The 20465-nt window shown below is 71.4% G+C and carries 9 protein-coding genes; 3 read left to right on the top strand and 6 right to left on the bottom strand.

Going from position 1 to position 20465, the window contains the following annotated elements:
• Window positions 1–22: 22 nt before the first annotated feature.
• The 5 genes from IM697_RS03935 to IM697_RS03915 form a co-directional block, all read right to left on the bottom strand.
• Entirely contained in the window at window positions 23–2902 is a 2880-nt protein-coding gene (locus IM697_RS03935; RefSeq protein WP_194044732.1) for an FAD-binding and (Fe-S)-binding domain-containing protein, read from the bottom strand.
• A gap of 57 nt (window positions 2903–2959) precedes the next feature.
• Window positions 2960–3802, bottom strand: coding sequence for a carbohydrate ABC transporter permease (locus tag IM697_RS03930; RefSeq protein ID WP_194044730.1), 843 nt, complete (start codon window positions 3800–3802; stop codon window positions 2960–2962).
• A 7-nt stretch (window positions 3803–3809) separates the two neighbouring features.
• A complete protein-coding gene (locus IM697_RS03925) occupies window positions 3810–4802 on the bottom strand; it encodes a carbohydrate ABC transporter permease (protein ID WP_194044717.1) in 993 nt (330 codons plus the stop codon).
• 138 nt (window positions 4803–4940) lie between these two features.
• Window positions 4941–6281, bottom strand: coding sequence for an ABC transporter substrate-binding protein (locus tag IM697_RS03920; protein ID WP_194044715.1), 1341 nt, complete (start codon window positions 6279–6281; stop codon window positions 4941–4943).
• Between the two features lie 98 nt (window positions 6282–6379).
• Complete coding sequence (locus IM697_RS03915) at window positions 6380–7399, bottom strand: LacI family DNA-binding transcriptional regulator (RefSeq protein ID WP_194044713.1); 1020 nt, start codon at window positions 7397–7399, stop codon at window positions 6380–6382.
• A 243-nt stretch (window positions 7400–7642) separates the two neighbouring features.
• Between IM697_RS03915 and IM697_RS03910 the strand changes: the two genes are divergently transcribed.
• The 3 genes from IM697_RS03910 to IM697_RS03900 all read left to right on the top strand — a co-directional run bounded on the left by IM697_RS03910 (window position 7643) and on the right by IM697_RS03900 (window position 10955).
• Window positions 7643–8992 carry a glycoside hydrolase family protein gene (locus IM697_RS03910; protein WP_194044711.1) on the top strand — a complete coding sequence of 450 codons (1350 nt, stop codon included), beginning with the start codon at window positions 7643–7645 and terminating at the stop codon, window positions 8990–8992.
• 297 nt (window positions 8993–9289) lie between these two features.
• Complete coding sequence (gene serC / locus IM697_RS03905) at window positions 9290–10408, top strand: phosphoserine transaminase (RefSeq protein ID WP_194044709.1); 1119 nt, start codon at window positions 9290–9292, stop codon at window positions 10406–10408.
• 109 nt (window positions 10409–10517) lie between these two features.
• Window positions 10518–10955 (top strand): DUF5959 family protein, encoded by a 438-nt coding sequence (locus tag IM697_RS03900; RefSeq protein WP_194044701.1) that lies wholly within the window; start codon window positions 10518–10520, stop codon window positions 10953–10955.
• Between the two features lie 36 nt (window positions 10956–10991).
• On the opposite strand, the gene IM697_RS03895 is transcribed toward IM697_RS03900, so the two are convergent.
• Window positions 10992–20153 (bottom strand): DNRLRE domain-containing protein, encoded by a 9162-nt coding sequence (locus IM697_RS03895; RefSeq protein WP_194044699.1) that lies wholly within the window; start codon window positions 20151–20153, stop codon window positions 10992–10994.
• Window positions 20154–20465: the final 312 nt, after the last annotated feature.

Genomic DNA, 20465 nt, shown 5'->3' with positions numbered 1-20465 from the left:
AGGCAACGCAGGTCGAGTCGATTCACAGGTCGCCCATCGCATCGCCACACAGCCCCTCCGCCAGAACCTCCGCCAGATGCCGCCCCCGCACCCCGGCGAGCTGCTCCAACTGTGTCCGGCACGAGAACCCGTCCGCCAGCACCACGGCCCCCTCCCCCGCCTCCCGCACGGCCGGCAGCAACTGCTCCTCGGCACACGCCGCCGACACCTCGAAGTGACCCTTCTCGAATCCGAAGTTGCCCGCGAGACCGCAGCAGCCGCCGCTCAGCTCCCCGGCCAGACCGGCGGCCTCGCGCAGCCGCCGGTCGGCCGAGTCGCCCAGGACCGCGTGCTGATGGCAGTGGGTCTGCCCGACCGCCGGCCGGTCCACGCGGGGCGGCGTCCAGTCCGGAGCCAGCCGCTCCAGCGCCTCCGCGAAGGTCAGGACGCGGTCGGCCAGGCGGCGGGCCCGCGGATCGTCGTGCAGGAGTTCCGGCAGGTCCGAGCGCAGCGCCGCGGCACAGCTCGGCTCCAGCACGACGACCGGGGCTGCCGTCTCCAGCACCGGCTCCATCAGGTCGAGCGTGCGCCGCAGCACCGCCCGGGCCCGGTCGAGCTGCCCGGTGGAGACGTACGTCAGTCCGCAGCAGACGCGCTCCCGGCCGCGCAGGAGGGACTTCGGGTCCATGGCCACCGCCACTCCCGCACCCCCCGGCGCCTTGCGCAGGCGCACCGTCGGCGGCAGCGCCACCCGTAGTCCGGCCGCCTCCAGCACGCGTACGGCCGCCCGGCCCACGGACGGCGAGAGGTGCTCGGTGAAGGTGTCCGGCCACAGGATGACCAGCTCAGCATCGCCCACGGCCGCCTTGTCCCGCCGCTCCCACCAGCGGCTGAAGGTCCGTGTCGCCAGCCGCGGGATCTCCCGCTCCGGAGCGATCCCACCGACCCGTTTCGCCGCCCACGCCAACGGCCGTACGGCGGCGAGGGCGTTGGCCAACGGCGCCGTACGCGTGCGTGCCACCGCGCGCAGCCACCGCGGCAACCGCCCCATGCTGTGGTGCGCGGCCGGGCGCCGCCGTCCCTCGTAGTGGTGGTGCAGGAACTCCGCCTTGTACGTGGCCATGTCGACCTCGACCGGACAGTCGGACCGGCAGCCCTTGCAGGCCAGGCACAGATCCAGCGCGTCCCGCACCTCGGTGGAACGCCACCCGTCGGTGACCAGTTCCCCGGCGAGCATCTCGTGCAGCAGCCGGGCACGCCCGCGCGTGGAGTGCTCCTCCTCGCCGGTCACCCGGAAGGACGGGCACATCACGGCGGGGCCGGTCGCCGAGGTCGTACGGCACTTGGCGACCCCGACGCAGCGCCGTACGGCGGCCGAGAAGTCCCCGCCGTCGGCCGGGTAGCCGAAGGCCACGTCCACAGGCTCGCGGGGCAGGACGGAGAAACGGAGGTTGGCGTCGAGAGGGGCGGGGCGCACCAGCATCCCGGGGTTCAGCAGGTCGTCCGGGTCCCACACGCCCTTCGCCCGCTCGAAGAGGGCGACCATCTGAGCCCCGTACATCCTCGGCAGCAGCTCGGCCCGCGCCTGCCCGTCCCCGTGCTCCCCGGACAGCGAGCCCCCGTGCGCCACGACGACCTCGGCGAGCTCCTCCGAGAACCGCCGGAAGCGGCCGACGCCCGCCTGTGTCAGCAGGTCGAAGTCGATCCGGACGTGGATGCAGCCGTCCCCGAAGTGCCCGTACGGCGTCCCGCGCAGCCCGTGCGCGGCCAGCAGCGCGCGGAAGTCCCGCAGATACGCGCCGAGGCGGTGTGGTGGCACGGCACAGTCCTCCCAACCCGGCCAGGCCTCGCTGCCGTCCGGCATCCGGGTCGCCGTACCACTGGCGTCCTCCCGGATACGCCACAGGGCCCGCTGCCGGCCTGGATCGGTGACGACGATCGAGTCCACGACATCGGCGGCCCGCACGATCGCCTCCGCGCGCGCGTGTGCCTCCGCCTCCGAGTCGCCGCCCGTCTCCACGAACAGCCAGGCCCCGCCCCTGGGCAGGGTGTGCGCCGAGGGCACCAGGTCGGCCGCCATGCCCTCCACGGTCAGCGGCCCGTACGGCAGCAGCCCGGCAGCGGCCTCCGCGGCCGCGCTCTCGTCGCCGTATCCCAGCACGGCGAGCGCACGCGCGCGTGGCGCCTCCACGAGGCGTACGACCGCCTCGGTGAGGATGCCGAGGGTGCCCTCGCTGCCGCAGAAGGAGCGGGCGACGTCGGCGCCGTTCTCGGGCAGCAGGGCATCCAGCGCATACCCGGAGATACGGCGGGGCAGCTCGGGAAACCCGGTCCGCAGCCGGGCCAACTCCCCCTCAGCCAGCGCCCGCAGCCCCTCCGGCGCACCGGCCCACCCCTGCCCGAGCCGCAGCCGCTGCCCGCGTCCGCCGATCACCTCCAGCTCCCGCACGCTGTCCGCGGTCGTGCCCCAGGCCACCGAGTGCGAGCCGCAGGAGTTATTGCCGATCATTCCGCCGAGGGTGCAGCGGCTGTGGGTGGAGGGGTCGGGTCCGAAGCGGAGCCCGTGCGGGGCGGCGGCCTCCTGGAGGCGGTCCAGGACGAGGCCGGGCTGGACGACGGCGGTGCGGGTCCCGGGGTCGAGCGACAGCAGCCGGTTCATGTGCCGGGTGAAGTCCAGGACGACACCGGTGCCGGTGGCCTGTCCGGCGATGGAGGTGCCGCCACCGCGGGCGACCACCGGCACCCCGCGCTCCCGGCACACCGCGAGCGCCGCCGCCACGTCGTCGGCGTCACGCGGCGCGACCACGCCCAGCGGGACGCGCCGGTAGTTGGACGCGTCCATGGTCGTCAGCGCCCGAGAGGTGACGTCGAACCCCACGTCACCCCGGACAACGGCACGCAACTGCGCTTCGAGATCCGTCATACATCCAGCATGCCCCCGACCACTGACAGTGACGGGCCGGGGCGACGCCCCCGTGCCTCAGCCCTTCACGGCGGAACTGGCCACCCCCTCCACGAACCACCGCTGGAAGAACGCGAAGACGATCAGCACGGGCAGCACCAGCAGCACGCCGAAGGCGAGGATCTGGCCCCAGTCCGGGGGCTGCTGCCCCTGGAAGACGCTCATCTCCAGCGGGAGGGGACGCACCGACGGGTCGGACACCATCAGCACCGGCCACAGGAAGGAGCCCCACTGGATGAGGAAGGTGAGGATCGCGACCGAGGCGAACACCGGCTTGGACATCGGCACGATGATCGCGAAGAAGGTGCGCCAGGGACCCGCGCCGTCCAGCCGGGCCGCCTCCTCGATGCTCGGCGGGATCTTCCGGAAGAACGTGTGGAACTGGTAGATGGCGAAGGCGTTGGCGACGAACGGCAGCGCCTGGATGAACAGGGTGTTGCGCTGGCCGTTGAACATGTAGAACAGCGGCACCGCCACCGACTCGAACGGGATCAGCATCAGCAGCAGGACGAGCGTGAACACCGCGTTCTGGCCCCGCCACTTCAGCCGCGTCAGCCCGTACGCCGCCATCGAGTTGACGATCAGCCCGCCCGTCACCACCACGAACGACAGCAGCACCGACACGCCCATGAACTGCCAGAAGTAGCCGGTGCTGTCGGAGCTGAGGCTGTCGAAGACGGCGGCGTAGTTGTCGAAGGACAGGTCGGTGGGCAGGAAGCCGGTCAGGCCGTTCAGCACCTCGTCGGACGGCTTGAGGCTGCCGAGGAAGAGGTAGAGGGCGGGGAGGGCGAAGATGAACGCCAGGACGCCGAGGACGGTGTAGTCGACGACGCGGCGTACGGGCGTACGGGTCATGGCCATGGTGGGGTCAGTCCTCGTTGTCGGGCCGGACGACGCGGCGCTGGACGATCGTCAGGGCGACGACGATCAGGAAGAACACCACCGTGATGGCCGCGGCCTGGCCGATGTTGTTCTGGTCGAAGGCCGTGGTGACGGCCTGGTACATCACCGTGCGGGTGGCGTCCTCGTCCAGGCCGCCGCCGCGGATGAGGATGTACACCTGGTCGAAGACCCGGAAGGACAGCACCGAGGTGAGCATCGCGACGAAAACGAGGGTGCCGCGGATGCCGGGCAGGGTGACGTGCCGGAACTGCTGCCAGCGCGACGCCCGGTCCAGCTGGGACGCCTCGTAGAGCTCGCCCGGGATCTGCTGGAGGCCGGCCAGCAGGATGACCATCTGGAAGCCGACGCCCTGCCACACCGACAGCACGATGATCGAGCCCATCGCGGTGACGCCGTCACCGAGCCAGTCGAAGGCGCCCCAGTTGCCGAAGCTCACCGCGTCCAGCAGGGAGTTGAGCATGCCCTGCTCGCTGCGGGCGAGGATCAGCCGCCAGATCACGGCGACCAGCGCCATCGGGAAGACGACCGGCATGAAGAAGAGGGACCGGAACAGGCCGATGGCCTTCAGCTTGCGGTTGAGGAGGATCGCCAGTGCCAGCGCCAGCCCCGTCTGCAGCGGTACGACGACCGCGGCGAAGGTCAGGTTGTTCAGCAGCGCACGCAGGAACGGGCCGGACAGGTCGGGGTCGGTGAACAGCCGCCGGTAGTGCTCCACGCCGAAGAAGGTGGGCTCCAGCGGCGAGCCGAGGCGGACGTTGTAGAAGGAGAGCACCACGGCGTAGCCGAAGGGGATGCCGACGAAGGCGATCAGCCCGCCGACGGCCGGGGCGGACATCAGCAGTCCGTGCAGCCAGTCGCGGTTCCCGCGCGACGGGCGCGAGGGCTTCGCGGAGGGCGCGGACGAGGCGGTCTGCGCCCCGCCGGGGGCCGCGGCGTGCGCGGGTTCCACGGTTTTCACGGGAGGGTCCTCTTTCCGGCGGGGGCGGGCGCGGTCGGTGACGTCGCCACGTCTACGTCGGTACGCATGCGTCGCTTCGTCTGCGTCGCTACGTTGCCGACCGTGCCCGCCCGGCCGATGCGTCCTGCGGGTTACGGGTTACGGGATCTCGTAGCCGGCGTTGTCGGTGAAGTCCCGGTCGATGGCGCGGGCGGCCTTCTCCAGGGCTTCCTTCGGGTCACCGCCGCCGTAGATGGAGTTCAGGGCCTCGCTGAACTTGGCGGTGACCGTGGGGTATCCGGCGGTCACCGGGCGGGTGACGGCGACACAGGACTTGCTGATGTCGCTGTCCCCGCACGCCTTGGCGAGCTGGTCGGCGAAGAGCTGGAGCGGGCCGCCCTGCTTGTACAGCTCGCTCTTGGCGAGCGCCGACTCGGTGGCGGGCACCGCGCCGTTGGCCTTCGTCATGGCGCCGACGTTGGTGTCGTTCATGAGGTAGTCCAGGAAGGCGCCCGCGGCCTTGCCGTTCTTGCTGCCCGCGCCGATGCCCCAGGCCCACGAACCCTGCCCGGTCTTGGTGCCGTTGCCGAAGTCCGGCAGCGGCAGGACGACGAGGTCGTCGCCGAGGGCCTCGCTGTACGCGGGGTACATCCAGTGGCCGACCCAGCTCAGCGCCACCTTGCTCTTGGCGAAGGCGTTGCCGTCGGTGTTGGGGTCGACGTACGGCTTCCAGGACTGGAAGGTCTTCAGCGCCGAGACGACCTCGGGGCTGTCGAGGGCGCCCGCGGCCTTGCCGTCCTTGAGCAGGGCGCCGCCGGCCGACCAGACGATCGGGGAGAAGCCGTAGGTGCCCCACTCGGTGGCCAGGCCGTTGCCCTCCTGGATGTCGAGGACCTTGCCGTCGGAGTCCTTGGCCTTCAGCGCCTTGAGGGCCTTGTCGAACTCTGCGGCCGTCCAGGCGTCGTCGAGGCTCGTCGGGTACTTCACGCCGGCCGCGTCCAGCAGCTTCTTGTTGGCGTACATGCCGAGACCGGAGTCGAACATGCCCAGGCCGTAGTGCTTGCCGTCGATCTCGCCCTGCGCCTTGATGGCGTCGGTGGCGTTGTCGAGGGTCTTGGCGGAGAGGTAGTCGTCGAGCGGGGCGAGCTTGCTGTTGTAGACGAAGTTCGCCATCGTCGGGCCGTCGAACTCCAGCACGTCCGGCAGCTCGGAGGCGTCGGTGGCCGTGATGGTCTTGGTGTAGTCGTTGTCGGGGATCAGCTTCAGCTCGGCCTTGATGTCGCTCTGCGAGGAGTTGAAGGACTTCACCGCGTTCTGCAGCGCGGTCGCCTCGCTCGCCTGGCCCTGGTGGGCCCAGACGCTGATGGTGCCCTTGCCGCTGCCCTCCTCGGCGGAGGTGTCGGTGCCGCCGCCTCCGCCACAGGCGGCCAGCGCGGCCAGGGGAAGGAGGGCCAGGGCTGTCAGGCCCGTGCGACGGTACCTTCTGGGGCCGGTGATCATGGTTGTGCCTCCGTGCGGGTGTGCGGTGGGTGCGAGGTGTGTGGGGGCCTGGGGGCGAAGGGGTGCGGGGTACGGGATGCGGGGTACGGGGTACGGGATCAGCGCTGTCGGCCGGGGTTCGGCGGAGCGGTCGTCTCCCGGAGGATGAAACGGATGGGCATCTCGACGGGGCGGCGCGGCCCGGCGTCCGGGCCGTCGAGCCGCGCCAGCAGCAGCCGGGCGGCCTCCTGGCCCTGGGCCGCGACCGGCTGGGCCACGGTGGTCAGCCCGACCACCTCGGACAGTTCGTGATCGTCGAAGCCGACGACGGACACGTCCTCCGGAACCCTCAGCCGGTGCCGGCGCAGGGCGCGCAGCGCGCCCATCGCCATCTCGTCGGACTGGGCGAACACGGCGGTCGGCGGATGGCGCAGGGCCAGCAGCTCGGTCATGGCCCGCTCGCCGCCCTCGACCGTGTAGCCGCCGTCCGCCTCCAGGGCGGGGTCGTGTTCGATGCCGGCGTCGGCCAGCACGTCCAGGTAGCCCTGCCGGCGGTCGATCGGCGTCGTCCAGTGCAGCGGCTCGCTGGCCCCGGAGATCATGCCGATCCGCCGGTGGCCGAGGTTCACCAGATGCCGTACGGCGCTCTCCGCCCCGCCGCGGTCGTCGATGCCGACCACCATGAAGCCGGGCCGGGCGCCGCCGACCGTGGTCGCCAGCGGGACGCCGAGGGAGAGCAGGGCGGCGGCCTCCTCCGGGTCCGGGATCAGCAGGGAGAGCACGGCGTCGACCCGCTTGCGGATCGGCAGCTTGGTGAAGAAGCGCTTGCGTGCCTCCGGTGAGCCGAGGTTGTACAGCAGGACGTCGTAGCCGGCGGCGCTGAAGGCCTTCTCGGCGGCGTCCAGCACGGTGCCGAAGAACCAGCGGCCGACGTACGGGACGACGACGCCGATGGTGTAGGTGCGCCCGCTGGCCAGGCTGGAGGCCGAGCGCGAGGCGGTGTAGCCCAGCTCGGCGGCGGCCGCGACGATCCGTGCCCGCATCTCCTCCGACACTCCGGGGCGGCCGCGCAGGGCGCGGGACACGGTGGACGCCGAGACGCCGGTGGCCTCGGCGACATCGGTGATGCTGACCGTCACGGGACGCTCCTTGATCGGGTGCACGCCGCGTGAGGGGTCCCGTGGAGGGTTCGGATTTCACGTCGGCGTGAGGGCGAGTGACGAGACCGTAAACCCGCCCACCCGGTTGCGCAAGCGTTTGCGTTCATATTTACTTCGGCTGACTCTCAGAGGAAACGCTCACCAGCCAGAACACAGCGCACACGCTTGAGTACCGCTTGCGTACCACGCTTGAGTGCCGCTCCCAGCAGACAGGACCTGTCCATGCGATACGCCCCGCCCGGCCTCTGCGTGAACGACTTCGACCTCCTGCGCGACGCGGACGGCACGTACACCGTGCTGCACCTTCAGGGCCCGTGGACGACGGAGTTCGACCACCTGCGCATGGAGACGTCGTACGGCCGGGCCACCTCCACCGACCTGGTCCACTGGGAGCCACGGGGCACGGCCTTCGGCAACGGTCTGCCGGGCCGCTTCGACCAGCAGGCGGTGTGGACGATGCACGCCTTCCCGCACGGCGCCGGCATGGCGATGTTCTACACGGGCGTCCGCGGGCTGACCCCCGGCGGCTGGCCGCTCCAGTCGGTCGGCCTCGCCCACTCCGACCGCACCGACGGCACCGGCTGGCGCCGCCACGGCACGGAACCGGTCGTCGAGGCCGACGCGCGCTGGTACCGCACGGGTGAGCGCATGGGCTGGCGGGATCCCTTCGTCGTACGCGACGACGAGTCGGAGGGCTGGGTCATGGTGGTCTGCGCCAGCGATGCCTCGTTGCCCGTCGAGGTGAGCGGCTGCGTCGCGCTGGCCACCTCCGACGACCTGGAGCACTGGACCGTCCATCCGCCGCTCGTCTCCCCCGGCGACGTCGACGAGTTGGAGTGCCCGGTCCTGGAGCGCCTCGACGACGGCGGCTGGCTGCTGCTCGGCTCCATCGGCGCCACGCGGGGCTTCGAGGCGTGGACCGCCCCGCGCCTGCGCGGCCCGTGGACCCGCCGCGGTCCCCTGGGCCCGACGGGCTCCTACGCCCCCCGCGTCATCGCCGCCCCCGACGGCTCCCGCGTCGTGCTGCACACCACCCCGCGCCGCGTCGGCCTCACCGACACCGGCGACCGCTGCCGCGGCATGCTCGCCCAGCCCAAGTCCCTTGTCGTGCCGGAGGATTCGGCACCCCGCCTGGAATGGTGGCCGGGCCTGGACCCCTGGCTCGGCGAGGCGACCTACGACGCCCCCCTGCACGCCGTCGGCGACGTCGACATCTCCGGCCGCACCGAGATCACCCTGCGCACGCATGTCTCCGACACGGCCCGCCCCGCGCTCACGGTCGGCTGCGACGGCAAGAACCTCTGGGTCACCGGCCCCGACGGCGGCCGCCTCGGCGAAACCCTCCTGCCGGAACCCGCCACCTCGTTGCGCATCCTGACCATCGGCGAGTACGTCGAGGTCTATGCCGACGGCGTCTTCGTCCTCACCACCCTGTGCTACTCCGGCCGCCCCACCCCCTGGACGGCCACAACCGAGGGCCACCACCGCCCCCTCCCCGTCCGCCCGATCCACCTCCCCGCCCCGCACCGCGACGACGCCTCGGCCGTCTGGCCCGGCCCGTCGCCGCGCTGACCGACACTGAGGGCGGCTGATCACCCGCCCGGCCGTCACAGCGCGCGCTTCCGACCCCCAGTTGCCTAGCGTCACCTGTAACAGCACAGACCTGTGGCCGTATGGAGGGTCACAGCGAGGAGGACGGGTTCGTCATGTCTGTTGTGATGTCGATGCGATGGGCCGGGGCAACACCCGAGCAGTACGACGCCGCGCGGCAGAGGCGCGAGCCCGAGTACCACATCAAACACCACAACGCCGTCTCATCCGACGGACGACGTTTCGCCCAGGTTTCCCGAAACGGCTACGCTCCCCTTCGTGGCTGAGATCCAGATTCCCGCTGACATCAAGCCCGCCGACGGACGTTTCGGCGCGGGCCCCTCCAAGGTGCGGACGGAAGCGCTGGACGCGCTGGCCGCGACCGGTACCTCTCTCATGGGCACCTCCCACCGCCAGGCCCCGGTGAAGAACCTGGTCGGCCAGGTGCGCGAGGGCATCCGAGAGCTGTTCCAGCTCCCCGACGGCTACGAGGTCATCCTCGGCAACGGCGGCTCGACCGCGTTCTGGGACATCGCGACGCACGGCCTGATCGAGAACAGGTCGCAGCACCTCACCTTCGGCGAGTTCAGCTCCAAGTTCGCCAAGGCCGCCAAGCTCGCCCCGTGGCTCGCCGAGCCGGACGTCATCACCGCCGACCCGGGCACGCACCCGGAGCCGGTCGCGCAGGCGGGCGTGGACGTGTACGCCTTCACCCACAACGAGACCTCGACCGGTGTGGCCATGCCCATCCGGCGCGTGGCCGGCGCCGACGAGGGCGCGCTGGTCCTGGTCGACGCCACCTCGGGCGCCGGCGGCCTCCCGGTGGACGTCGCCGAGACCGACGTCTACTACTTCGCCCCGCAGAAGTCCTTCGCCTCCGACGGCGGCCTGTGGATCGGCGTCTTCTCCCCGGCCGCGATCGAGCGCGCCGAGCGCATCCACGCGAGCGGCCGCCATGTCCCGGAGTTCTTCAGCCTCCCCACGGCGATCGACAACTCCCGCAAGAACCAGACGTACAACACCCCGGCCCTCGCCACCCTCTTCCTCCTGAACCAGCAGCTCGAGTGGATCAACGGCCAGGGCGGCCTCGACTGGGCGGTCCGCCGCACCGCCACCTCCGCCCGCACGCTGTACGGCTGGGCCGAGGACATCAAGTACGCCAACCCGTTCGTCACCGACCCGGCCAAGCGCTCGCAGGTCATCGGCACGATCGACTTCACGGACGAGGTCGACGCGGCCGCCGTCGCCAAGGTCCTGCGCGCCAACGGCATCGTCGACACCGAGCCCTACCGCAAGCTCGGCCGCAACCAGCTGCGCGTGGCGATGTTCCCGGCGATCGACCCGGCGGACATCGAGGCGCTGACGAAGTGCGTCGACCACGTGATCGAGAAGCTGTAGTCGTCTCGTGCACGACGGTGAAGGGCGCCCGGCGAACACCGGGCGCCCTTTGCCGTCCGTAGACTTCCGGACGCTCACTCGCCCGTGTCATCGAAAGAGGTAGTACGCCATGCCCGATTCCAGCCCTGTCGAGCTGATTCACCTTTCGGACGAGGAGCAGAGCGTCTCGGTGCGCGTCATCGATGGCCTGAGTCTCTCGGGTTCCGACGACTACGACGCCCTCCAGGCCGAGATCCTGGTCGACACCGGGTTCGTCAGTGGTCGCGTCGAGCTGTATCTCAACGCGTACGACCTCGACGGCTGGGCCGAGGTGCTGGACTCCGCCGACGCCGGGCGGAAGGCGACCTGGCTGGAGAGCGGACGCTCCCCGCGGATCATGATCGACCCCACGGAGAAGACCGAGAGCGGATGCACGGAGGTGAGCGTCTACGACGTCACCGGCTCGCAGGTCTTCGTCACGGTGCCCGTGGTGACCCCGCCCGACTGGACCGCGAGCCACCGCCGGCTGCTCGCCGCGGTCAGGGACCGGTTCCCGCTGGTGCGTTGAGCGGCCGGGGAGGGGTTGCCCCTCCCCGGCCGCCGTCTACCTCCCCGTCGGCGTGTTCTTCACGACGAGCGAGTCGTTCGTGCCCTGATTGCCGATCGCGTACAGCCGGGTCTCGTACGGGATCACGGAATCGCCGTCGTACAGCGGAACAGCGAGGTAGTAGACCCGTTCGCCGCCGGCGATGCGTTTGGCGATGCGGTCCTCGAAGCCCTTCTGGATGACGGAGTTCGGGATCGTGTACTGCGGGACGAGATTGCGCATCTCCGTCCCACTGCCGCCGAGCTGCCGACCGATCAGGTGGCCCCTGGCGAGACCCTTGCCCTTCTGGTATCCGGCCGGATCGTGCTTGCCGTCGCGGCGGGTGTCACTGCCGACCAGGTCGGTGTCCTTGTCGTCGGGCTCGGCACCGCGCCCCGTCAGCTTGATGGCGTCCTTCTGCAGGCACCCGACCGCGCCCCTGGCCCGGTCCAGGTCGTCGAGCGGATGGTAGTAGATCGAGCTCTGGTTCCCCGAGGTGCAGTTCTCCTCCTGGTCCTGCCAGTTCTTGACGAAGTTGGCGAACTCCTCCTGGTAGGACGAGCCCTCCGCCGGACGCGGGAACATCTTGAAGAAGCCGCGCAGCTCGTCTTCCGAGAGCTTCAGGTCCTTCTGCACCCGGGTGAAGGCGTCGTCGACGTACTTCTGGTGCTCCTTGTCGACCTGGTTGCCCGAGGTCGGGCGTGCCGTCTTGGTCGTCAGGGCCTGCTTGATCAGCTCGGCCCACGGCGGCGGGGGCGGGGGCGGCGGCGGGCCCACGTCGACGCAGCGGAACGCGCACGGGCCGGCGGCGCCGCCACCACCGCCGCCACCGCCACCGCCGTAACCGGAGGACGTGGTGATGACGCGGCCACGGTAGGGGCCGGTCCTGTAGTTGTTCGGGTTCGAGGGGATGGGGGTGGCGTAGGGCAGCGTCTCGAAGCGGGTCTGCTGGTTGCTCAGCTGCTTGTACAGGTCGTAGGCGTCCCACGCCCAGCCGATCGGGCCGAGCGCCCTCTTGCCGAGGAAGCGCAGCGACTTGCCGGGGTTCCTGACGACCCAGCGGGCGCCCTTCTTGGCCGCGTTGTACCCCTTGTTGGCGTACCTCTCGGCCTCCCGGATGCCCTTGTCGACCCAGTCGGTGTCGATGCAGCCGCCGAACAGACAGACGTCGTGTCCGCTCGGGTCGGTGTTGCGCAGCGGATCGCCGTTGCCGTACCCGTACCGGTTCGCGTTGATCGACGGCACCGGGTTCAGCGTCCAGGAGTCCCGCGCGGAGAAGCCGCCCGTCGCCGGGTCGTACCAGCGGGCGTGCATGTTCACCCGGCCGGTGGCCGGGTCGGTGTACTCGCCCTGGTAGCCGAGCGGTCCGGCGGTGCCCGACTGAGCCGTGATCTCGCCGAACGGGGAGTAGGACGTCGATGCGCCCAGCGCACCGGTCGCCGTATCGAGGGCGCCCGTCACATCGTCGTGCACCACGTCCGACAGCAGCCCGCGCGCGTCGGTGCCGTCGCCGGCCGCCGAGGACAGCGCCTCGCCCGCGGGGTCCCGGAAGACCAGGCCCGCGGCCGTCGCGACCGGGTTGTTCGACTGGTCGGCGTACGTGAGCGTGTCGGCACCCTGCTGGACCAGGCGGCCCAGCGCGTCGTACGCGTACGTCGTGCCGTCCGCCGACACCATCCTCCCGAGCGCGTCGAAGGCCGCGGTGTGGGTGCCGCTCGCGTCCGTGCTGCCGGTGCGGGTGCCGCGCGCCGAGTACGTGTAGGTGGTGCCCCCGGCCGACAGCAGCCGGTTGCGTTCGTCGTAGACGGCCGTCGCACCGCCCGCGCCGGTGCGGTTGCCCGCCTCGTCCCAGGTGTACGACGTGACCGTGCCGTCGACGCCGGTCCAGCTGGTCAGGCGGCCCGCCCAGTCGTATCCGTAGGACTGGGTGCCCGCGCCGGCCGTGCCCGTCGTCGTCTTCTCGGCGAGGCGGGACGCCTTGTCGTAGGTGTAGGCCGCCGACGCCGTGGTCGTCCCGGAGGGGGACTTCACCTCGTCCGACGTGGGACGGTCCAGGACGTCGTAGCCCAGGGTGCGGGTCGCGCCCGCGCCGCCGTACGCCATCGACGTCAGGCGCGAGGCCGTGTCGTAGCCGTACGTCAGCGTGGTCCGCGTCAGCGGGTCCGCCGCCGTCCTCAGCCGGCCCGCCGTGTCGTAGCCGAAGGTGGCCTGGCCGGCCGCGTCCGTGCGGGCGGTGAGCCTGCTCTCCTCGTCGTAGGTGAAGGTGGCGGTGCCGGACGGGCCGCCCGCCGACAGCAGGTTGCCGCGGTCGTCGTAGGTGAACGTGTCGGTGCCGCCCGGAGCGCTCGCCGAGGTCAGCCGGCCCACCGCGTCATAGCCGAAGGTGTCCGGGGTCGTGGCCGCCTCGGCGCCCGCGCCCGCGTTCCGCGCCAGACGGCCCAGCGCGTCGAAGCTGCGTTCGACCGTCACGCCGCCCGGCTGGAGCTCCTTCACCGGCCGGCCGGCCTTGTCGTACACCGTGGTCCAGGTGCGGTCCGCCGGGTCCGGGTGGGCCGTGGTGGAGGGCTCCACCACCGACTCCAGCAGGCCGTGCGACGTGAAGTCGTACCAGGTGGTGTTCCCCCGTCCGTCCGTCAGCCGCGTGCGGTGGCCCGCGGCGTCGTAGCCGTACGTGGTGGTGATCGAGGTGTCGGCGTCGACCGGCTCGGCCAGCTTCGTCAGACGGCCCAGCGCGTCGAACGTCTGGGTGGCCGTGTGGCCGAGCGCGTCCGTGACCGCGACCGGGTTGCCGTCCGCGTCGAACGTCGAGTCCGCGGCGCGCAGGACCGTACCGGCGCTGTCCTCGTCGCTCGTCGCCGTCGCCCGGCCCGCCAGGTCGTACGTCGTGCGGCTGGTGCGGCCCTGCGGGGTCGTCACCGACTCGGGCAGGCCCGTGGGGCCGTAGCGGTACGCCGTCACCCCGCCCGCGGTGTCCGTGGCGGTGAGCGGGGCGCCCGCCGCGTTGTAGGTCCCGGACGTGGTGAGGCCGGTCGGGCTGTTCGTGGACAGCAGGTTGCCGGCGTCGTCGTAGCGCAGTGTCGTCGTGAACACGCCCTGTGCCGGGCGGCGTTCGATGACGGTGGCCGTGATCTGGCGGCCGAGGTCGTCGTACGTCGCCTCGGTGCGGGCGCCCGTCGGGTCGGTGGCCGACAGCTGTTCGCCGAGCAGGTCGTAGGTGAACGTGGACACCGGGGCGGCGGCGCCGTCCTGCGGGGCCGGCTGCGTCACCTTGGCGAGGTTGCCGAGCTGGTCGTAGGTGTACGTCGTGACGTTGCCGAGGGCGTCGGTCTCGCCGGCCAGGTTGCCCGCCGCGTCGTAGCTGCGGGAGACCGTGCTGGTCAGCGGGGTTGTCGCGCCGGGCGGGGTGTAGTCGGGCAGGGTCGTGTCCGTCACCCGGCCCAGTCGGTCGTACGCGGTGTGCGCGACGTTGCCGTTCGGGTCGCGGGCGTCGGTCACCTCGCCGAAGGCGTTGTAGCCGACGGTGCTCGTCGGGCGGACGGTGGCCGCCGCCGACTGCCGGGTCTCGGCGGTCACCGGGGGCAGCCGCGTCTCGGTGAGGCGGCCGAGCGCGTCGTAGGTGTGGTCGGTGGTGTACGCCGCCGGGTCGGCGCCCGTCGCGTTGCCGCGCGGGGAGGTCTCCGCGACCACCAGGCCCCGGTCGTCGACCGTGTAGGTCGTGACGAGGTCGTCGGTGCCGTTCTCGACCGTCTGCCGGGTGACCGCGCCCGTGACGTGCCGCTCGTAGGTGACCTTCTCGGCGCGGGTGCCGCCCGCGCCGGTGCGGGTCTCGGAGCGCACCGCGCCGTCGGCGTCGTACGTGAAGGCGGTGCGGTGTGCCAGGCCCGACGGGTCGAGGACCTCGGCGGTGGTGCGGCCGGCCGCGTCGATCTCGTAGGCGGTGGTGACCTTGCCGTTGCCGGTGGTCTCGCGGGTCAGGTGGCCCGCCGCGTCGTAGGCGCGGTCGCTGAGGACGAGGTCGCGGGTGGTGCCGTCCGGGTTGTGGAAGCCGGCCAGGATCCGCTGCGCCTCCAGCCCGTCGTCGTAGTAGGTGGTGCGGGTGGTGCGGCCCATCGCGTCGGTGTGCTCGGCCAGGCGGCCGGCCGGGTCGTACGCGTAGGAGTCCAGCACCACGTCCTTCGCCGCGGCCGGGTTGTTCGGGTCGCCGGTGTAGCCGGTGAGGGTGACCGTCGCCAGTCTGCCCAGGGCCGTGTAGGCGTACCGGAAGGTTCCCTGGCCGGGCAGGGTGCGGCTGGTCTGGTGGCCGTAGACGTCGTAGGCGTACGTCTCCTGGTTGCCCTCGGGGTCGGTGCGGGTGGCGAGGCGGCCGTGGGTGTCGTACGTGCGGGTGGTGGTGCGCGTTTGGTCGCCGCCGAGGAGGTCGGCGACGGACTCGGTCAGGACGCGACCGTCCTCGTCGTAGGTGTACGTGGTGCGCGCCTGGTGATCGGTGCCCGTGACCGCGTTGGCCATGGCCGGACCGGTCACCGTGACCGGGCGGGACTCGCCGTCGTACGTCGTGGCCGACGCCACGCCGTCGGGGTGCGCGTCCGAGATCACCTTGTTGCCGGTCTCCCGGCCGAGCGCGTCGTAGGTGTACTCGGTGACGACACCGGCCGGGTCGGTCACCTTGGCGAGGTCGCCGGCCGCCGTGTACTGCCGCGTGGTCACCTTGCCGCGCATGTCGGTGCTGGTGGCGAGCAGGCCCGCCGGGACCGTGCCGCCGCCGACCGCGGTCTCCGTGCCGTCGGTGAAGGTGAACGACTCGGTGCGGCCGGAGGGGAAGTCCGCGGTGGCCGGGGTCGTGGTGGACGTCCGGTCGCCGTAGGCGTTGTAGCCGTAGCTCGTCCGGTACGTGTCGTCGCTCGCGCTCGACGAACGGGCGTCGCGTACGGCGGTGAGTTGGTCGTTGCGCGGGTCGAGCGGGTCGGCGGTGTTCAGGTGGTAGCTGTAGTACGAGGTGCGGCAGGTGTTCTCGTCAGCGGTGTCGCGGCACGTGGTCTGCGAGATCTTGTTGCCGCGCTCGTCGTGGCCGAGGCGGGTGACCGAGCCGTCGGGGCCGGTGGTGGCCGCCAGGAAGCCGCCGGTGTCGTACGCGAAGTGCGCGGTGTTGCCGAGCGCGTCGGTCTGCTCGATCAGCCGGTTGCCCTGCAACGGGTCGTAGGTGTAGCTGGACTTGCGCTGGTCGGGGTCGGTGACCGTGGCGGTGAGGGTGGTGGTCCCGGCGACGGCCGGAGCGTCGTCGGTGGCGGGCTTGGCCTCGGTGCCGGTGACCTTCAGCGCCGACAGGGCGTAGGTGCCGCCGCCGGCGTCGGTGTAGGACGACACCCGGTCGTGCACGGTGTCGTACGCCACCTGGGCATGCACCCGGCCGCTGGGCAGGGTCACCTTGGTGAGCTGCTGGGCGACCCGGGCTGCGGCGTGGTGCTCGGCGACGGTGCGGGCGCCGAGGGGGCGGCTGTAGACCGCGGCCTCGTCGATGTCGCCGGTGAAGTGGCCGATGGTGCCGGTGGTGGCGGGCCAGTTGTTCCAGTAGCCGGCGCCCAGGTAGACGAAGCGCTGGTCGTCCTGGGTGATGTCGCCGGTCAGGCTGCCGACCTTCGCACCGTCCAGGTACAGCGTCTGGGTGTTGCCGGCGGCGGCCAGGGCCGCGTGGTGCCAGGTGCCGTCGTTGACGGCGGAGCCGGAGGTGATCGGTGCGGCGGCGCCGTTCCAGAACTCGCCGCGCAGCTTGCCGTCCGTGCCCACGTACAGGGCCGGGGTGTACTTGCCGGTGGTGGCCTCCTCCAGGGTGTGGTTCTGGTAGCTGAGGAGCACACCGCTGCCGGTGGTGCGGAACCACAGCTCGGCGGTCAGATACGGGGTGTCGGTGACCAGCTGGTCCGGCAGCCGCACATAGGAGGTGCTGCCGTTGAAGGTGGCCGCCGTGTCCGCGCTGCCCGCGAGGGCGCCGGCGGTGCCGAGCTGGACGTCCCGGTAGGTGCCGGCGTGTGCGTCGCGGTCCAGCGGCAGGTCGCTGGCGGCGTCGGTGGCGCCGTCCTGCTCGTCCAGGCGCCAGTAGGAGAACGGCCCGGCGTCACGGACGACCGTGCGGTGGTGGGAGCCGTCGCCGTAGCCGTACGCGGTGCAGGCGCCGAGGCTGTCCTCCGGGCCGCAGACCAGCGTGAGCTTGTCCCCGTCGTAGGTGTACGACCAGGTCAGCGGGTCGGCGCCGGCGGCGGGGGCGTCGGTGGTGACGGTGGCGACGTGGCCGCCCGACCAGGTCAGGTGCAGAGCGCGGCCGCCGGTGACGGTGACGGTGGTCAGCTCGCCGGAGGTGTTGTAGGTGAGGGTCTGTTCGCGGCCCCGGTAGTCGGTGACCCCGGTGAGCCGGCCGCCGTCGTCGAAGGCGTAGGTCGTCTGCTCCTTGTCGGTCAGCTTCCAGCCGCCGCCGGTGACGGCGGTGAGGGTGGAGAAGCTGCCGTACGGGGGCGCGTAGCTGCCGTCGGGGTTCTTGCCGAAGCGGACCTGACGGCCCGTCGGAAGGGTGGCCACGACGTTGCCGGTGCCGTCGGCGTCGGGCTCGATCCGCATGTCGTAGCGGGTGGACCAGCCGGCGCCGAAGGCGTTGTCGGAGCGCGGGTCGCGGCTGTTGTAGGTGCGCGTGACGGTCAGGCCGGGGCCGGCCGTGGCGACCGTGGCGTCGGTGTCGGTGGTGGTGTAGTTGCCGATGCCCGGGTCGACCTCACGGCCTGAACCGGACAGGCCCTGCCCGCCCAGGTGCGAGGTGATCGCGGGCTGCTCGACGGCGGTGGTGAAGGTGTAGAAGGGGCTCAGCGGGGTCGCCAGGCCGTTCTCGCGTGCCTTGACGCGCCAGATGTACTGCTTGCCCCAGGTCAGCTTGCCGGCCGGGACGTTCCAGGTGCGCTTGGTCAGCCAGCCGGAGTTGACACAGCCGGTCGGGGTGCCGGCGGTGCCCTCGCAGACCTCGAAGTAGTAGTTGAGGGCGGCACCCGCCGGGTAGTCGTCGATGGACTCTGCGGACATGTACAGCGCCGGGGTCAGGCTGCCGACCTGACCGCCCGGGTTCGGGTAGACGTCGGTGATGCGCGGGCCGACGTCCTGCGAGGTGACGGTGACCGTGGCGACGGGGACGTCCTCGCTGGAGAACCACTTCTGGTCCCGCAGCCGCTGCATGTCGAAGTTGATTTTGTACTGGCCCGGTGGCAGCGCGGGTATGCGGGCGCTGAGGGTCGTGTCGTCACCGGGCGTCAGCCGCTCGTTGAGACGGGTGAAGGCGACCTGGCTCTTCAGCGCGCCGGTGGCGTAGTCGCGGACCCGGGCGCCGAGGCGGACCTCGTTCCAGCCGAGCGGCTCCCAGGTGAAGTCGCCGAGGTTCTTGACGTTGACGGTGACCTCGCCGCTCTGGCCACCGGTCAGGGGGGCGGTCTGTGAGCCGACGCTGTACTGGGCGCCGTATGCGCTGTGTGTGATGGCCAGGTAGGGCTTGTTGGCGGAGTTGGCGCTGCCGAAGCGCTTCCAGGGGCCGGAGGAGGCGAAGTCGGCCCACATCGCCAGGCCGTGGTTGGTGACCGAGCCGTTGACCCAGCCCTCGACGAGGTCGGTGCCCTTCTTGCCCAGGTCGATGACGCGCCACTTGGAGCCGCCGCAGTTCTCGCCGTAGGCGAAGGAGTCGGAGGCGATCACGTTGGCGGCGCTCGGCGGACGGTTGTTCCAGGTGACCGTGGTGGAACTCCACGAGCCGGTGACCTGGTTGACCGTCATCTCCTTCGCGGTGCAGCTGGAGGACCAGACGTTGTACAGGCCGAGGTCGGCGTTGAGGACGTAACGATTCTTCAGCTGGCTGGTGACGTTGTCGAACCGCATGTAGCTGATCGCCCGGTTGGTGCCGCCGTCGTAGCTGCCGATCTTCAGCTCGTCGTCACCGGCGAAGTTGCCGTCCGGCCAGGTGTCCTGGACGAAGGAGTCGCCGTTGGTGTCGATGTCGTCGACGCTGGGGTCGACCCGCACGGGGTAGACGCGCTGCGGCGCGTCCAGCCAGGCGTCGTCCAGCTCGACCTTCAGCGACCAGCGGCCGTCGCGCTTCACCAGGCGGTAGTCGACGTCCCCGGAGAGGGCCGGGCCGCCGGTCTCCGGGTCGTGGCCGGAGTCCTCCATCCACCCCTTCGGGATGACGGCCTGGGCCTTGCCCCGGGCGTCCTTCAGCAGCACGGCCCCGTGCTCGTCGAGCGACGGGGTGAGCCCGTCGAGGTCGAGCGGGAAGGTCCAGTCCCGCGGCGCGTCGGGCGAGTTGAGGACGATCGTCTCCTTGACGGCCCCGTGCGCCGCCTCCAGCACCACGTCCGAGTCGGGCCGGATGTCCTCGTAGAGCGCGGCGTCGTCGTGCACCTCGGCGGTGCTGCCGGAGGCGCCCGCCAGTCCGAAGCCGACCTTGTGCCGGCCGTCGTCGACCTTCAGCTCGGCCAGCGCGGCGTCGTCACCACGGGTGGCCAGGGTGAGTCCGGTGTCGTCGGCGCTGGCGGCGAGCCGGTCGCCGCCCGCCTCCTCCGGCGTGCCCTCGGCCCTGGCGGCCGGGACCAGGGAGGTGTCGATCTCCTTCCAGGTCCCGGAGTCGTCCCGGTAGTGCACCGGCTCGGTGTAGACGCGGGTGGTGCGGGTGCCGTCGGGGTTGCGGAACTCCTTGGAGTTCGCGGTCCGTTCCCCGGACAGCTCGACGCTGCGCCCCGCGTCGAAGCCCGTGGAGCCGTCCGAGCCGCCCGTGGTGGTGGGTTCGAGCTTCTGGGTCTTCACCTTCGGCTCGACGGGAGTGAACCCGGGGCCGGACTCGTGCAGCCGCAGCGCGCCCTTGGCCGCCTTCAGGTCCTCGGCGTCCAGCGTGTCTCTTCCGGTGGCGTCGGTGCGCCCGGCGCCCACCTCGTGGCCCCGGCCCGCCGCGGTGCCGGTGCGCTGCTCGGGCGGGGCGCTGTCGTCCCCGGACACGCCCGGGGCGGCCTGGGCGAACGGCGTCAGCACGGGCGACGGCAACAAGGTGGCGCACAGTGCCAGCAGCACACTGCCGGACGTCAGGGCGACGGCACGCGCGGGACGTCCGGCGCGATGGCGCCGGACACCCGCGAGCGAGCGGCGGCGAGAGGGGCTGGGCACGGCACTCCTTCAAACCACAAGGCCGATCGCCCGCGTGGAGACGATCGGCCGGGAGCAGGGGAGCCGGATGCGGTCGGTACCGGAGGGCAGACGCACCCGAGCGGCGTACACGGTAGATGATCAGAAGCGCCCTGACTATGCCCATGACAACGGATTTATAACGAGATCACCCGCTACGTCCGCCCCGCACACGGTGGTCACGGGATCTCCAGACAGGTGACTGCCCCCTCTGATCAGGCACAAACGTTTTCGGCCAGCACCAGATCGGCTCGTCCGGCATGCTTCCAGCCGTGATCAAGTCGAGATGAAAGC

This window comes from Streptomyces ferrugineus, from assembly GCF_015160855.1.
GTDB lineage: Bacteria > Actinomycetota > Actinomycetes > Streptomycetales > Streptomycetaceae > Streptomyces > Streptomyces ferrugineus.
Note: the sequence above shows the minus strand (reverse complement) of the source record. Positions and strands in the feature narration are given on the sequence as shown.